General features: G+C 55.8%; 13 protein-coding genes. 10 read left to right on the forward strand and 3 right to left on the reverse strand.

Annotation, left to right across the window (positions count from 1 at the left end; genetic code table 11):
* Window positions 1-201 precede the first annotated feature (201 nt).
* Entirely contained in the window at window positions 202-1,254 is a 1,053-nt protein-coding gene (gene speB, locus TH30_RS05325; protein ID WP_114097042.1) for an agmatinase, read from the forward strand.
* Window positions 1,255-1,325: 71 nt separating this feature from the next.
* Here speB and TH30_RS05330 read toward each other — a convergent pair whose 3' ends face one another.
* Entirely contained in the window at window positions 1,326-2,219 is an 894-nt protein-coding gene (locus tag TH30_RS05330) for an AraC family transcriptional regulator (RefSeq protein ID WP_114097043.1), read from the reverse strand.
* 359 nt (window positions 2,220-2,578) lie between these two features.
* On the opposite strand from TH30_RS05330, the gene TH30_RS05335 reads away from it, so the two are divergent.
* The 6 genes from TH30_RS05335 (at window position 2,579) to TH30_RS05360 (ending at window position 12,721) form a co-directional block, all read left to right on the forward strand.
* On the forward strand, window positions 2,579-4,699 hold the full coding sequence (locus TH30_RS05335) for a methyl-accepting chemotaxis protein (RefSeq protein ID WP_114097044.1): 2,121 nt from the start codon (window positions 2,579-2,581) through the stop codon (window positions 4,697-4,699).
* Between the two features lie 339 nt (window positions 4,700-5,038).
* Window positions 5,039-6,199 carry an efflux RND transporter periplasmic adaptor subunit gene (locus tag TH30_RS05340; protein ID WP_114097045.1) on the forward strand — a complete coding sequence of 387 codons (1,161 nt, stop codon included), beginning with the start codon at window positions 5,039-5,041 and terminating at the stop codon, window positions 6,197-6,199.
* 2 nt (window positions 6,200-6,201) lie between these two features.
* Entirely contained in the window at window positions 6,202-9,396 is a 3,195-nt protein-coding gene (locus TH30_RS05345) for an efflux RND transporter permease subunit (protein ID WP_114097046.1), read from the forward strand.
* A 1-nt stretch (window position 9,397) separates the two neighbouring features.
* Window positions 9,398-10,849, forward strand: coding sequence for an efflux transporter outer membrane subunit (locus TH30_RS05350; protein WP_114097047.1), 1,452 nt, complete (start codon window positions 9,398-9,400; stop codon window positions 10,847-10,849).
* A gap of 103 nt (window positions 10,850-10,952) precedes the next feature.
* Window positions 10,953-11,564, forward strand: coding sequence for an alpha-ketoglutarate-dependent dioxygenase AlkB family protein (locus TH30_RS05355; protein ID WP_114097200.1), 612 nt, complete (start codon window positions 10,953-10,955; stop codon window positions 11,562-11,564).
* A 110-nt stretch (window positions 11,565-11,674) separates the two neighbouring features.
* Entirely contained in the window at window positions 11,675-12,721 is a 1,047-nt protein-coding gene (locus tag TH30_RS05360; RefSeq protein WP_114097048.1) for a LacI family DNA-binding transcriptional regulator, read from the forward strand.
* A 3-nt stretch (window positions 12,722-12,724) separates the two neighbouring features.
* Here TH30_RS05360 and TH30_RS05365 read toward each other — a convergent pair whose 3' ends face one another.
* Window positions 12,725-13,885, reverse strand: coding sequence for a glycosyltransferase (locus TH30_RS05365; RefSeq protein WP_181850156.1), 1,161 nt, complete (start codon window positions 13,883-13,885; stop codon window positions 12,725-12,727).
* A gap of 52 nt (window positions 13,886-13,937) precedes the next feature.
* A complete protein-coding gene (locus TH30_RS05370; RefSeq protein ID WP_114097050.1) occupies window positions 13,938-14,525 on the reverse strand; it encodes a DNA-3-methyladenine glycosylase I in 588 nt (195 codons plus the stop codon).
* Between the two features lie 327 nt (window positions 14,526-14,852).
* On the opposite strand from TH30_RS05370, the gene TH30_RS05375 reads away from it, so the two are divergent.
* The 3 genes from TH30_RS05375 to folD are packed head-to-tail and all read left to right on the forward strand — an operon-like array spanning window position 14,853 to window position 16,393.
* The gene (locus TH30_RS05375; RefSeq protein ID WP_114097051.1) at window positions 14,853-15,149 is read left to right on the forward strand and encodes a YggT family protein; all 297 of its coding nucleotides are present in this window, start codon (window positions 14,853-14,855) and stop codon (window positions 15,147-15,149) included.
* A 16-nt stretch (window positions 15,150-15,165) separates the two neighbouring features.
* Complete coding sequence (locus tag TH30_RS05380; RefSeq protein WP_114097052.1) at window positions 15,166-15,501, forward strand: DUF167 family protein; 336 nt, start codon at window positions 15,166-15,168, stop codon at window positions 15,499-15,501.
* Window positions 15,494-16,393 (forward strand): bifunctional methylenetetrahydrofolate dehydrogenase/methenyltetrahydrofolate cyclohydrolase FolD, encoded by a 900-nt coding sequence (gene folD, locus TH30_RS05385; RefSeq protein WP_114097053.1) that lies wholly within the window; start codon window positions 15,494-15,496, stop codon window positions 16,391-16,393. Before TH30_RS05380 ends, folD begins: the two co-directional genes overlap by 8 nt.
* Window positions 16,394-16,401 lie beyond the last annotated feature (8 nt).

Below are 16,401 nucleotides of genomic sequence, written 5' to 3' on the forward strand. Positions count from 1 at the left end.
GCTGTGCAGGTGGTTTCAGGCCTGCATGTATCATGGCAGCAGATTTGTGACTGGATTGGCCGGGTTTGGGGCAGTTTCCTGCTTTCACACCTGCCATGTGGACAGATACAGCATCCTGAACCCGATAGTTCAAATAATCAGAAACGTCACGGACGTCCCCGATATCAGCGATATCCAAAAGGGTCCAAGGAGGCCAGCATCGTGAATAGTGAAAAGCTTGCAAAACTGCGCGAAAAATACGGCAACGCCAAAGGCGGCGATATGTTCGATCCGCATTTCAGGGAAGTGGCCGAAACCCAGTTTTCATCAAGTGGTGAACGCAAATGGCCATTTGCCGGGGTGCCGACATTCCTTGATGCACCATTTGCGCCGGATGCTGCAAAAACCAATTTTGACGGCCTTGATGTTGCCCTTGTCGGTGTGCCGATGGATCTGGGTGTGACCAACCGGGCCGGGGCGCGCCTTGGACCGCGCGCTGTACGCAATATTGAACGTATCGGTCCCTATGAACATGTCCTGCGCATGGTGCCCGGTGCCCATTGCAATGTTGCCGATATCGGGGATGTTCCGTTCCGCAGTCGCTTCTCGCTTGAAAGCTGTCACGAAGATATCGTCGACTACTTCACCAAAATCGTTGATGCCGGTGTCATCCCGATTGCTGTTGGTGGGGATCACTCGATCAGCTATTCGATCCAGCGCGCGGTTGGCAAGGATCGCCCGGTCGGCATGATCCATCTTGATGCCCATTGCGATACCAGTGGTGAATATGAAGGGGCCAAATTCCATCATGGTGGTCCGTTCCGCCAAGCGGTGATGGATGGGGTTCTGGATCCGGAACGCACCATTCAGATCGGCATTCGCGGGGGGGCTGAATATTTGTGGGAATTTTCCTATGACAGCGGCATGACCGTTATTCATGCCGAAGAAGTCCCGCAGATTGGTGTTGAAGCCGTAATCGCCAAAGCCCGCGAAGTGGTTGGCGATGGTCCGGTCTATCTGTCCTTTGATGTTGATTGCCTTGATCCGTCCTTTGCGCCGGGAACTGGCACGCCGGAAATCGGTGGCCTGACCTCGCGCGAGGCACTGGCTATTTTGCGCGGGCTTAAGGGGCTGGACTTTGTGGGGGCGGATGTCGTCGAAGTTGCTCCGCAATATGACGCAACAACCAATACTGCCCATGTTGGCGCACAGATACTGTTTGAAGAATTGTGCCTGGTGACCGACGCGCTTAAACGTCGCAAAGGGGCCGCATAGGACGAACTGCCGGCCTGTCGGGGCGGGAGAAATATCTGTTCCTGACAGGCTGGCTGTCTTCTTGGTTTCGATCAGGCTTTGTGATCAAGGCTTGCGATAAAGGCACCGGGGCTGACACCCCACATGGCTTTGAAATGCCGGTGCAGGTGGCTTTGATCGGCAAAGCCGGTGGCGGCTGCCGCATCGGCAATACTGGCCCCGTCAAACAGCATGCGTTTGGCCCGGCGCAGCCGCATATGGTTGAAATAGGTATGCGGGGGTAGACCGGTGGCCTCGCGAAACACGCGCAGCAAGTGAAACCGGCTAAGCCCGGTAATCGTCGCAAGATCTTCAAGCGCGATATTTTCGTCCAGATGGGCCGCCATGTAATCAATCACGGCTTGCACGCGTTTGTCCTCTGACCCCGGACGATAGATAAAGGGCGGGGCATCCGCATGGCGCAAGGCCAGACGGGCCGCACTGTAAAGCAGTGTACTGTCGCGTTCGAGCAAGCTGGTAGAGGCCGCACAATCGGGCCGGAACATGTGGTGAAGCTGCTGTAATTGCAGATGCAATGCCCGATCATCAACCACGCAATTGCCAAAGAATGGCAGACCGGTGCTGTTGGGCGACAGCTCGGTGACCAGATTGCCAAAGATTTCCGGCGCAATGAACATGATCTGGTAGTGATAGCCATCATCGGATGCCGAACGACCGTCATGAACCTGCATCGGGTTCATCATCAAAATTTGTCCGCGTGCGGCGACATAATTGGTGCCACGCGTCATGAATTGTTCGGCGCCGTTCAGGATGGTGCCAAACGCGTAATAGTCGTGGCTGTGCTTGGGAAAGCTGAAATTCTTGTAATCGGCTTCAAACAGATCAATCCCGTCGGCTGCGCGCCAGTGGCGGGCAATCTCGCGGGGGCGCCGGACCGCAGATGTTCGGTGCCGTGGCGCAGTGTTATGAGGCGATGCTGATCCCATAACCCAAGTATAGCGCCAAAAATGCACCCGGCTTGTACAATATTGTCATGGTGACATTTTCGCGATGGCTGCAACAGCTGTGACGTCAGAAGTGACAGAAACAGACGATTCGACGGCGCCTGGCTGAAAATCGCGGAAAAGACGTCTTTCCAGATGGCATAGATCATCCTCAACAGATGTATAGGTTGATGTTCATATGAACATTTAATCCTGTCATTGTTGTTGTTTCGAGCGCGCAAATTAAAAGGAACGGTCACGCTTATCTAGACAAATGCGGATTTCATCTAAGTGTTACAAAACTGAGCCCTGCGCTGCTGTAAGGATCGCGCCAAACGTCCCATTTTCTGTTTGGAACTTACATGTTTCTTGATCGAATTCGCATCGGTTCGCGCATTTTCTCAGGCTTCTTTGTGCTGGTTGTCCTGCTGGTCGGGCTTAGCGCATTGTCTTCGACCTATCTGCTTGGTTTTGGCGCGCATGCTGATCGCATCGCCAAAAGTACCGGCCTTGTCGGGCTTGCCAATGACTATGCGCTTAAGCTTGAACGTCTTTCAAATCAGGTGCTGTTGTTTGCACAAACCGTCGATCCGCTTGATCGCGAGGGTATTGCAACCATTCGTGCGTCGGCCGAGCAAAGCGGTGCCACCCTGGTCGAGGCGCTGCGCGCATCGGGTGATGCCGGTCGTGCTGATACCCTCGAAAGCCTGAGTGCCGATTATATCGCAACGCTGGAACCGCTTGTCTTGCGTGCGGAAAACCTGACTGCCGCATCCGATACCATGTTGCTTGGTGCCAATCAGCTTGGCCAGTCTGCTGCAAAGCTTGAACAATTCATCGGCAAGCGCGATCCCGGGATCGCCAGCAAATATGCAGACAAGCTGGGCGAGGCCAATCTGGCCGCCATCGTCAACAGCCTGCAATATTCAATCCTGCGCACACCGGAATCCCTTGATCAGGCGCGCTCCAACACATCTGCGCTGACCGATCTGCAAGATGAAATCAAAAACGCGGTTGGCAAATTGTCGCGTAATGACAAAAAGCTGTTTGCCTATGCCGTGCGCGACAATGATCTGTTGAAACAGGGGGCAAACCAGCTTGAAGGATCGATTGGCGGTTTCCGTCAGTCGATGGATGACTTCAAGGCGGCCGTCCGCGAAGTCCAGACCATCACACAGAATATCCGCGCCGAGGCCATGGAAAACCAGACCCTTCTGGTGGATGCTGCACATGCAGAATCTGAAAGCTCGGCACTGACCAATATTCTGGTTGCCGCCATTGGTGTTGTGGTCGCCCTTGCCCTGGCATTGGGGATCGCCATGAGCATCCTGCGTCCGCTCGGACGGGTGAATGGTGACATGACGCGACTGAGCGAAAATGACACCGAGATTGATCTGGTCGATACTGATCGCCGCGACGAATTTGGTGCGATGGCACGCACGGTTGCGATCTTCCGCGAAAATGCGCTGAAGATCGAACAAATGGCCGAGGAACGCATCACCCTGCAGCGGATCGAGGAAGAAAAACGCCGCGCATCCCTTGGAGCCATGGCCGAAACCATCGAAGGCGAGACCACGGGGCTTGTCAAATCGGTCAATCATCAGGTTACCCGCATGCGTGAAGCTGTGGTCGAAGTTGCCGCCGCCGCCGAACGTGTCACCACCCAGACACAGGCTGCAACCAGTGCCGCCCATGACAGCCAGTCACATTCAAATGCCATCAGCGATGCCGCCATCCGCCTGACGGATGCCATCGGTTCGATTGCCAACCGCGTCGAACATCAGCGCGAAATCGCCCAGAATGCCGTCGGCTCGACCGAACAGTCGGCCAAGGCGGTTGATGATCTGCGCGAAGTCGCTCAAAGCATCGAACAGATTGTTGATCTGATCCGTGGTATTGCCGGTCAAACCAACCTTCTGGCCCTGAATGCCACGATCGAGGCCGCGCGTGCAGGCGAAGCCGGCAAGGGCTTTGCAGTGGTCGCTGCCGAGGTCAAAAACCTTGCCGGTCAGACTGAACGTGCAACCGAACAGATCACCGAGCATGTCAATGCGATGGGGGCTGTAACCGATCGTTGTGTCGCCTCGATGGAGGAAGTCGGTGTGACGGTTCGTTCCATGATGTCGATTTCTGACGAGGTCGCCGGTGACGTCGAACACCAGCGCCGCGAGACCGAGGAAATCACCGGCGCCATCTCGCTCGCGGGTGATGCGGTCCGCCATGTCGGTGTGGCGATTGTCGAGGTTTCCAACGATATCGAAGTCACCCGCAAGCTTAGCCTTGATCTGAACCGTCGTGCGGACGAGGTTGAACGCAATGTTACCGAACTGACGGCATCACTTGATCGTGCGGTGGCCTCGGCTGCGGATGATGGCGAAAAGGCTGACCTGTCCGATGAGCCGGGCGCAGAGGAAGTCATCGAAGACTGGCGCAAGGATAATCTTGTCGCCTTTCCGCAAAACACGATGTTGGGGGCAGCCTGATCTGGGATACCAGACGGCAGGACTGCTTTTCAACCAGACCCGATAGCCATTCTGCTGGCCCGTGCATCATGACAGATGTGCGGGCCGGTCTGTTTCTGATCCGGGTGCGTATAAAACCACGGTTCTTGTCGGGATCAAGATACAAACTGCGACGTTTCTGATACACTTTTTCTGTGGTTCTGACCAACCGGTTGCAATATCTTTCCCGGTATAAGTGTTTCAAAAAACAACAATCTCCCGATGCGGGCAAGAAACTGAAATACAGAAATTCTCCCGGTAGGGAACAGGGCTCTCTTGGGGCAGGTCACGTGATCTGCCCGACTTGGAAGTATCAATGTGATGGCGCGTAAATCAACGCTTCTGATCGCAGGTGTCGCACTCATTGCAGTCGCCGCATCTGCCTATATCTTTGCCAAAGACGAAATTGTCGCGCTCGTATCGTCGGGCGGTCAATCCGAACAGGGCCAGCAACGCAGTGGCGGTGGTGGCTCAGGCGGGGGTAGTGATCGTGCGCTTCCGGTGATTGCCGAATATGCCAGCCTGATGGATGAAACAACCGTCGTTGAGTCCGTGGGGACGGGCAAATCCGCCCTTGGAGTTTCGATTTATCCCGCAGTTTCCGGCGAAGTTGCAGACGTTCTGGTCCGTGCTGGCGACAAGGTCACCAAGGGTCAGGTTCTTGTCATTCTCAATTCCGAACGCGAACGCCTTGCCCGCAATCTTGCAGCCGTTCAGGTCAAGGATGCCGAACAGCTTCTTGCCCGCTATGAGCAGGCCCGCCCGCTTGGTGCGGTTGCGGAAAGCGAGGTCGACAGCGCCCGGACCGCGCTGGCCGAAGCAAGAATTCAACTCGATCAGGCCGAGGTTGATCTGGCGGATCGGACCATTCTTGCGCCATTTGACGGCATCATCGGCATTCCCCAGATCGAGGCCGGTGACCGTGTAGACAGCTCCACCATGCTTGTGACCCTTGATAATATCGACAGCATTCTGGTCGATTTCGAAGTTGCCGAAACCCGGTTTGACAATGTCAAACCCGGACAGTCGCTGCGCGTTGAAACATGGAGCCTTCCGGGCGAACTTTTCACCGGGGTTGTTGAATCAATCGGAAGCCGCATTGATCCGGAAAGCCGGACCTTTAATGTGCGTGCGCGCGTGCCCAACCCGAATGGTCGCTTGCTTGCCGGGATGTCCTTTGCCGTTTACGTCGATATTGAAGGTAAACAATATCCCTCCGTTCCCGAGATTTCCGTCCTTTGGGGGGATGGTGGCACCTATGTCTGGCGGATCGCCGATGAAGAGGTATCGCGTGTTCCCGTTCGTGTCGTCAAACGCACCAACGGTCGTATCCTGATTGATGGTCCGGTCGCCAAGGGGGATCTTATTGTTGTCGAGGGTGTCTTGCGCCTGCGTCCGGGCCGCAAGGTTGACGCAACCATTCGTAACACCATTGACGAACCCGGTGTCGCCGCCCGCGAGGGTACAGGTGAGGGATCCTGACCATGACCGATCATTCCGGCAATCAGGATCAGAATGATCTTGCATCCCTTAGTATCCGTCGCCCGGTGCTGGTCTGTGTTGTCGCCCTGCTGATCATTCTGGCCGGTCTGGCTGCGATGCTTGGCGTGGAAATCCGCGAATTGCCGAACGTGGATCGGCCGACTGTGACGATCAGCGCAACCTATCGCGGCGCATCTCCGGAAACCGTTGACGCCGAAGTCACCTCGGTTCTTGAAAGTGCTGCTTCGCGCGTCAGTGGCGTCAAGAATATCAATTCCCAAAGCGAGGAAGGCAGCTCGCGGGTTCGCATCGAATTCTATCCGGATGTTGAAATCAATGATGCTGCCAGTGACATCCGCGAAGCCGTCAGCCGCGCGACCAGAAGTCTTCCGGACGAGGTCGAGGAAGTCCGTGTGGTCAAGGCCGATGCAGATGCCAGTGCGATCATGCGCATGGCGGTTGTCACCACCCGCCTGACCGAGGAAGAACTCGCCAATATTGTCGATGACCAGATCACCCCGGCCTTGCTTGCCGTTCCGGGTGTTGCGGAAATCACGGTCAACGGTGATCGCGAAAAGGTTCTTCATGTCCGCGTTGATCCGCTGCGTATCGCAAGTTACGGACTGTCGGTAAAGGATATTGCCGATGTTTTGCGAACAGCACAGTTCGACATCCCGGCAGGCAGCTTTGAATCAGCCGATCAGAAACTGTTTGTGCGTGCCGATGCATCGGTTTGGGAAGTCGAAAAGCTCAATCAGATGCTGGTACGTGACGGTATTCTGCTTGGCGATGTTGCCGATATCTATTACGGCCCCGATGATGCGACGTCCTATGTTCGCCTTGATGGCCGGGCCGTAATCGGGCTTGGCGTTGTGCGACAGGCCCAATCAAACACCATTGCGATTTCCAATGGTGTGCGCGAAGCGGTCGACCGTCTGAACAAACAGTTCGATGGCATCGAAATCTTTGTTAACTCCGACGATGCGGTATTTATCGAAGGTGCATTGTGGGAAGTGATCTTTAGCCTCGCACTTGCGATCATCATCGTGATTGGTGTGCTGTATCTTTTCCTGCGCTCCTTTACTGCAACCCTGATCCCGACGGTAACCATTCCGATTGCCCTGATCGGCACAGTTGCTGCTGTCTGGGCGATGGGGTTCTCGATCAATATCCTGACCTTGCTGGCGCTGGTTCTGGCGACCGGGATGATCGTTGATGATGCGATTGTGGTGCTTGAAAACATTCAGCGTCGCCGTCATCAGGGGCTTGGCTCAATGGCGGCTGCGGTGCTTGGTACCCGGCAGGTGTTCTTTGCCGTAATTGCGACCACGCTGACCCTGATTTCGGTGTTCGTGCCGATTTCTTTCCTGCCCAGTACGGCCGGTCGTCTGTTCCGTGAATTCGGTTTTGTTCTGGCCTTCTCGGTGGCGGTGTCATCCTTTGTTGCACTGACATTGTGTCCGATGCTGGCATCGCGTCTCAAACATATTGATCCCCATGACGGTGATGTAAATGTCGAACCCAATATGCTTGAACGGGTCGGCATTTTCTTTGCGGGGATTTACCGCGTCATTCTGGAATGGGTGCTGCGCAACCCGGTCGTCACATTGATGATCTGTATTGTTGCCGGTGGTCTGGCGTTCGGTGCCTATAACGCGGTGACCAAGGAATTGCTGCCCAACGAGGATCGCGGACGCATCCTGGTATCCCTGCGTGGTCCGGACGGGGTTGGTATCGATTATATGGACCGTCAGGTCGAAGCGGTCGAAAACATTCTGCGACCGGTGGTCGATGCCGGGGATGCCTATAACATCTATACCATCGTTGGTCTTTGGGACCCCAACCGTGCATTGGTGATCGCACCGCTGGTGCCGTGGGATGAACGTGATCGCAGCCAGCAGGAAATCACCAACAGCATCCGGGGAAAGCTGAATGCCTTGCCGGGCGTACAGGCCTTTGTCTGGCAGCCGAACAGCCTTGGTCTGCGTGGCGGAACCGGCGAAGGGTTGCAATTTGCCCTGACAGGAACGAACTATCGCAATCTTGCGGCCAATGCACGTGCCCTTCAGGCCGAGCTTGAAGCAAACAATCCGAAACTGACCGGTATCCGGGTGTCCTACCAGACCACCCAGCCACAGCTTCTGGTCAATATCGACCGCAAGCGCGCCTTTGATCTTGGCATCGAGATTGACGAACTTGATACGACGCTGCGTGCGATGATCGAGGGATATGAAGTCACCGACATCAATGTCGATGACCAAAGCATCCCGGTCAAACTGCGCAGTGCAGTTGGCAGCATCAATGACCCGTCCGATCTTGAGAACCTGTTTGTCACCGGAACCAATGGCCGCATTCTTCCACTGTCATCGGTCATCACGCTCAGCGAAGAAGCCGTTGCTTCCGAACTCGAACGCGAAGGTCAGCAACGTGCGGTGGGTATTTCTGCCAACCTTGCGCCGGGCTACACGCTTGACGATGCGGTTAATGACGTCACGGCTGCGGCCGACAAGGTCCTGCCGCCGGGTGTCGGTGTCTTGTTCCTGGGCGATGCCGCGGCCTTGGGTGAAACATCAAACGATGTTCAGATCACTTTCCTGATTGCGGTTCTGGTCGTGCTTCTTGTTCTGGCAGCCCAGTTCGAAAGCTTCATGTCCGCCCTTGTGGTGGTGCTGACCGTGCCATTTGGTCTGGCTGCAGCGATCTTTGCACTTAGTCTCAGTGGTACCTCGATCAATATATATAGCCAGATCGGGCTTGTGATGCTGGTGGGGCTTATGGCCAAAAACGGCATTCTGGTTGTCGAATTCGCCGACCAGCTGCGCGATGCCGGCCGATCCGTGCGTGAGGCCGTTCATGATGCGGCGATGGTGCGTTTGCGTCCGATCATGATGACAATGATCTCGACGGTGCTGGGCGGTTTGCCGCTGGTGCTTGGTTCCGGCGCCGGGGCAGAGGCCCGTGCTGCAATCGGTTGGGTTGTGTTTGGCGGGCTTGGCTTTGCCACCGTATTTACATTGTTCCTGACCCCGGTACTGTATCTGTTGCTGGCACCACTGGTATCGGCACGTGCCGATGGTAGTTTGAAACTGCAAACCCAGTTGCGTGCCGCAGAATCCATTCCCGACACGGGCGAGATTCCCGACGAACTCCCCCATGGATCAGATGCCAAGGGCGGTATTGAAGGAAGTGCGAAATAACATGAATACGCGTCGTCTTTTTGCAGTTTCGGGAATCGCTTTGCTCGGCGCACTTGGCGGCTGCCAGTCTGTCGGACCTGATTACACGGCACCGAGTTTTGACCTGGTGGGGGCCTACACCCCTGAAATCCCCGTAATCACCGCATCACAGGCCGATCACGGCCGCTGGTGGGAAAGCACAACCGATCCGGTCTTGCAGGGACTGATCAACGAGGGTGTCACCAACAATATTGATCTCAGAATTGCGATCAGCCGTATTCGTGCCGCCGCTGCAACCGCACGCGGTGTCGAAGGGGCCAATGGTCCGACGATTGGTGCAACCCTGGACAGTTCGGCGGATCGGTCAACCTCAAGCCGGGCCAGTGGCGATCATGTCGATGATCTTGGCTTTGGTGCGGGGATTGACCTGTCATGGACAGCGGATCTTTGGGGCGGACAGACCCGCGAGGAAGAAGTCGCCAAGGCCGATTATCTGCGTCAGGTCTATCTGCGCGAAGATGTCTATCGCACCATGATAGCCGACATTATCGGCAACTATATCGAACTGCGCGGCGCGCAGAAACGGCTGGCCCTGTTGCAGGACTCCCTTGATCTGCAACGCCAGACCAGCAACATCGTGCAGGTTCGGCTTCAGACCGGTCTGGGATCGGAGCTTGATCTTTCGCGTGCGCGGGCCGAGGTCGCCGATCTTGAGGCCACCGTCCCGACCTTGCAGACAAGTATCGACCGGTCGATCAATGCAATCTCGATCCTTGTCGGTGCACAGCCCGGCTCCCATCGCGACCTGTTGCTTGACGTCTCGCCCTTGCCGGAATTCCAAAGCAGTCCGCCGATTGGCATTCCTGCTGACTTGCTCCGTCGCAGACCGGATGTCCGCGCGGCGGAACTGGCACTGATTTCTGCGACCTCGCAGATCGGGGTGGAAACCGCCACACTTTATCCGGAACTGACGCTCAGGGGGTCTTTGGCCCTGGGGGCGACCGGATATGGCACCGGGCCGATTGTCCGCACAGCCATGGCGGCCATCGGAGCACTTCTGGACGCGACGCTGTATGATGGTGGTGAACGTCGTGCGAACATCACCGTGGCCGAAGAAGAGGCCGAACAGGCTTTCCTGACCTATCGCCAGACCCTGCTCGCGGCGATTGAAGAAGTCGAAAGTGCGATTTACGGCTATGTCGGTGCCATGCAGCAACGGGACTCCCTGATTGCATCGGTGCAATATCACCGTGATGCGTTTGAACAATCCAGGGTCCGCTATGTGCAGGGGCTTTCGGATTTTCTCGACGTGCTTGATTCCCAGCGCAGCCTGACCGGTTCCCTGCAATCGCTTGCCGATGCCGAAACCGATCTCGAACTTGAAACCATCAATCTCTATAGCGCTGCGGGACTAAGTGTCGAGGATGTCGAACGATATGCATCCCAGGAAGGTGTCACTCTGGTGAATGGCTAACGGGCCCGGGTTTTCTGTGAAAACAAATATATCAGCGAACTGTGGCTTGAGTTTCGCAACCGTTCGTCATAGGTGTTTGGCAGAATGACTTCCGGGGATGATCATGACCGGCGATCTGTTTGCCAATGAACCACCACGCAATCTTTTGCCCTTTGACGGGGAAGTTTTGCTGCTGCGCGAGATCATGGACCCGGATGTTGCAGACCGGACATTCTCGCGCCTGAAAAGCGGGATCGTCTGGCAGCAGGAAATCGCCAAAATCCATGGCAAGGAAATCCCCGTTCCCCGATTGACCGCATGGTATGGCGAGGTCGCCTATCGCTATAGCGGCGTCTATCATCCGGCTGCACCGTTTCCATCCGTAATTGCACCCTTGCGCAAACTTGCCGAAGACCTTTCCGGTGCATCGTTTAATACTGTTCTTCTGAACTATTACCGGGATGGTCGTGACAGTGTTTCCTGGCATGCCGATGACGAAGACGTGCTGGGTGAAAATCCGGTCATTGCCAGCCTGTCCTTTGGCGAGGAACGGCGCTTTCATTTACGGCATAAAAAAACCGGTGATCGTATCAGCATCGATTTGCCGCATAACTCGGCCCTGATCATGGCCGGGCAAACCCAGCATTTCTGGTTGCATCAAATTCCCAAAACCGCCCGTCAGGTAAATGAGCGGATCAATCTGACGTTCCGCCATACCCAGCCGGAAACCAGATAAGGCTTATGAACTTCAATGTCTTCTGGTAGCGAAACATTGCTTTTGGCTATAGTGTAACCGCTTCAAATCACTATCAGTGTGAAACACACGGGCTCGGGGAAAACAGGCGCATGGCAAAACGCGTAAAACTTCTGGATGTCGCAAAGGCGGCCGGGGTTTCGCAAGGAACAGCGTCAAATGCCTTTGGCAAACCCGATCTGGTCCGCCCCGAAGTACGCGAGCGCATTTTTGCTGCCGCCAGGGAACTTGGCTATCGCGGGCCGCATGTCATGGCCCGGATGCTGCGCACGGGCAAGGCCGGTGCGCTTGGTGTGGTGTTTCCCGATAACCTTGAATATGCCTTTAGCGATCCGGCAGCGATTGAGTTGTTGCGCGGGATCGGGCGCGAATGTGCGCAGCATGGCGTCAATGTCATGATCATTTCTGCGCAAAATCAGCAACAGGCAATCGAGGCGGTCAATAATGCCGCTGTTGATGCCTTTCTGGTCCATTGCTATTCCGACAATAATGACATCATCGCCGCCATTCAGCGCCGTAACCAGCCGCTGATCAGCATCGATACCGACATTACCGGTGCAGCTGGATCTGTGGTGCTTGATGATTTCGGGGCGGCCAGAAATGCCGCCCGGCATCTTCTTGATTGCGGGGCAAAACGTTTTGGCATCCTGTCGCTTCAGGCGACCGAGCATGATCATTTCGGCCCGATGAATGCCAACCGGATCGGGGCGGCCAGCCACCGGGTCGTCCGTGAACGTCTGGCGGGCTACCACGATGCCCTGCAGGCAGCCGGGATTTCTGCCTCCGACATTATCCATGTCGAATGCGACAACCAGTCAGGCCATAGCGCAAAAATGACCACGGAATTGCTGGCACAGCATCCGGAAATCGACGGCATTCTCGGCATGTCGGATGTGATTGCGATCGGGGCGATTGATGCCGCGCGCACGTCTGGCCGCAAGGTGCCCGACGATCTCAAGGTGATCGGGATTGACGGTATTGCTGCGGGTGAACGCACCGACCCGCCCCTAACCACCATGTATCAGGACTCAGTTGAAAAGGGACGTCTGGCTGCAGAAATGGCCCTGTCAGACGGCGGTGGTAAAATCATCACCCTTGAAACCACCCTGTTGCTGCGCGGTTCCAGTAAACCCGCCTAGCGTCTAGTTCCCATCCTTCGGGAAATCGAAATCCGGCATTGCGCGATTGCCTGCCAGTCCGTTCCAAAGGGCAAGATAACGATCATTCATTGCTGTCAGACTGTAATGATCAATGATCCGTTTGCGCGCAGCGGTCTTGCGACAGGTCCGGCTATCGCGATCTTCGGTCAGAAGTTCCTCGATGGCGTTGGCAAGTTTATCTGGTGCACGCAGCGGGACTGTCTTGCCGGTACCGCCCAGAATTTCTGCAACATCACCAACATCATTGCCGATTGCCGGTACACCACATGCCATGGCCTCGCCGATGACATTGGGAAACCCTTCGCCAAAGCTTGACGACAGAACCGCAATGTCGAGGGCAGGCACGATCTTGGCAACATCGCGCCTTAGTCCAAGGGCTGAAACATGTGGGGCGAGCTCCGCGGGTACGGCAAGGCTTTCGGTATCGTGACCAATCAGGATCAGATGCGCATCATGGGTTTTGGCGCGAAGCAGCCTGATCGCTTCAAACAGGGTATCGTGATCCTTGGCCGGGTCCTTGCGCGCGACCATGCCAATCAAATGTTTGGCCGGTTCAATGCCAAGTTCGGCGCACAGTCTTTTCCGAGCACCGGGATCGGGGTGCCATTCATCGGTGTCAAAACCGTTGGGCAGATAGGCCCATCTTTTGGGGTGATAGCCGCATTTGATGTGATGACGCTGACCGGCATGCGAATTCGCGGCAATCACGGCTGGACGACCGGACAGTTTCGCCAGCAATCCCAGAACAATGCGGGTCGAACGTCCGTATTGTGCAAGATCCATTTCCGCACAGCGGATATTCCAGACCAGCCTTTTGGTCCCGCGTCCTGACAGGATGGCAGCAAGGGTGGAGATGAAATCGGAATGATACAGCCATGACATGATGGTGTCGGGCTGCGTGCGGCGCATCAGCCGTGAAAGCCGGATGATTGCGCCGGGCAAATCGCGCATGCCCGATGCCATGCCAAGGCAATGCAATTCAACACCGGCCGCCATCAGGTCGGGGCCGTATACCCCTTTATCCATCAGTGAAACAACGATCTGGCGCGGGATATCAGGCCCCGGATTTTGCGCGTTATGACACGCAATCCGGGTCAGGACGCGTTCAGCGCCCCCGGCGTCGAGTTCGTTGATGATATGCATTACGGTTGCCATACCAAGGCTATAGCAGGCCTTTGCCCATCAGAACAGATGGCTATTTTGCCAGCTGCGGGTAGCGGTAACAATCGGTGGTGTGATCCATCACAAGGCCGGTGGCCTGAAGGAAGGCATAGATGATGGTGGTGCCGACAAACTTCATGCCGCGCCTTTTCAGATCCTTGGAAATCCGGTCGGAAAGGTCGGTCGAAACCGGGCAGTCACCCATGGTTTTCCAGTGATTGATCACCGGCTTGCCATCAACGAAGTTCCAGATATAGGCATCAAAGCTTCCGAACTCATTCTGGATGGCGATGAATGTTTGGGCGTTTTTAATAGTCGCGGCGATTTTTAATTTATTTCTAATAATCCCGGGATCGGCCATCAGCGCTTCCTGCCTGGCTTCGTCATAGGCCGCGACCTTGTGGACATCGAAATTGTCAAATGCCGCGCGATAGGTATCGCGCCGTGCCAGAACCGTCAGCCAGCTTAACCCCGCCTGCGCCCCTTCAAGGATCAGCATCTCGAAGAACAGCCGGTCATCATGGACCGGAACACCCCATTCCGTGTCGTGGTAATCAATGTAAAACGGCTTGTCGAGATGGATGTTTGCCCAGCCGCAGCGCGGATGATCGTGGTGGGACATGCTGGTTCCTTTCAATGGCTCGGCGTGTTGGCGCGAGGCGCATTGTTGGCAAGAAGCGATCATGCCCGCAAGTCGATAAGCAGATCTGACTGACATCTCCTGACAGTTTCTGGCAAGGGCACAATGCAACCAGGCGGCGTATGGTGATGTCAATCGCGCCACCTTGTCAGGTGACAGGGATCACAAAACGATGAAAACTTGGCCCGGTAACGGGTGAAATCAACGCTCTGCGCTTGCGTTACCGGCCATTGCCGACTAGGTTTTGCAGCGTGCAAACATCTTACCGGGCAAAAATCGAATATGCCCCGGCGATAGTAAGGAGCGGCGATGCTGGCGATTTTTTGGCTTATTGATACTGTAGTTGGTATCTACATTTTCATGCTGATTGCTTCTGCAATCCTGTCATGGCTTGTGGCATTCAACGTCATCAATACCAGCAACCGATTCGTCTATATGGTCGGTGATTTCCTCTATCGTGTGACCGAACCGGCCCTGCGCCCGATCCGGCGCGTCATGCCGGACCTTGGCGGCATTGATCTTTCGCCGATTGTTCTGATCCTGGTTCTGCAATTTGCCAATATGCTGATCCAGACCGATGTGCGGATGGCTCTTTTAGGTTACTAGATGTCTCATTTAGACAATGACTGATCCCGTTTGCGAGATACTCTCTGACCAAACCGGGATCCGTCTGTTTGTGCGTTTAACGCCAAAAGCCTCGCGCAATGCGATCAATGGTCTGTTGAATGATGCGACTGGCCGCACACAGCTTAAAGTGTCGGTCACCGCAGTGCCGGAAAACGGCAAAGCCAATCAGGCCCTGATAAAACTTTTGGCAAAAGCGGCCAAATGGCCTAAATCCTCGGTCGGGATCGTTGCCGGGCATACAGACCGCAACAAGGTGCTGGTGATTTCCGGCAATCCCGAAGAGCTGACGGCGCAAATTACCCAACTTACGGGCGGACAGACACATGAGTGACGCAAAAATCATCGATGGCAAGGCATTCGCTGCCAAACTGCGCGAAGACATCACCGCAGAAGTTTCCAAGCTGAAAGCGGACCACGGTGTGACCCCCGGTCTTGCCGTCATTCTGGTGGGCGAAGACCCGGCCAGTCAGGTCTATGTGCGCAACAAGGGTAAACAGACCCTTGAATGCGGCATGAATTCCTATGAGCACAAGCTCTCGGCCGATACCAGCCAGGAAGACCTTCTGGCCCTGATCGCCAAGCTCAATGCCGACGAAAACGTTCATGGCATCCTCTGCCAGCTTCCGGTGCCCAAACATATCGACGAACAGGCGATCCTTGCTGCGATTGACCCGGCCAAGGATGTGGACGGCTTCCATGTCGTCAATGCCGGCGCGCTGGCCACGGGCGGAGAGGGCTTTGCCCCTTGCACCCCCTATGGCTGCCTGATGCTTCTGAAAGATACCCTTGGTGATCTGTCGGGCAAACGTGCGGTGGTTGTCGGGCGTTCCAACATCGTTGGCAAGCCGATGGCGCAGCTTTTGCTGAAGGAAAGCTGCACGGTTACCATTGCGCATTCGCGTACCCGCGATTTGCCCGAAGAAGTCCGTCGTGCCGATATCGTCGTTGCCGCCGTTGGCCGCCCGGAAATGGTCAAGGGTGACTGGATTGCTCCGGGTGCCACGGTGATTGACGTCGGTATCAACCGCGTTGAAGGGGCCGAGGGCAAAATGAAGCTGGTCGGCGATGTCGAGTTTGAAAGTGCGGTCAAGGTTGCCGGTGCCATCACCCCGGTTCCGGGCGGTGTCGGCCCGATGACCATTGCCTGCCTGCTCAACAACACCCTGATTTCGGCCTGCCGCGCCAACGGCCTTGAAGCGCCGAACCTTGGTTTTGACAGCTAAGCCTCGAT

Source organism: Thalassospira profundimaris (assembly GCF_003326795.1).
In the GTDB taxonomy this organism is placed as follows: domain Bacteria; phylum Pseudomonadota; class Alphaproteobacteria; order Rhodospirillales; family Thalassospiraceae; genus Thalassospira; species Thalassospira profundimaris_C.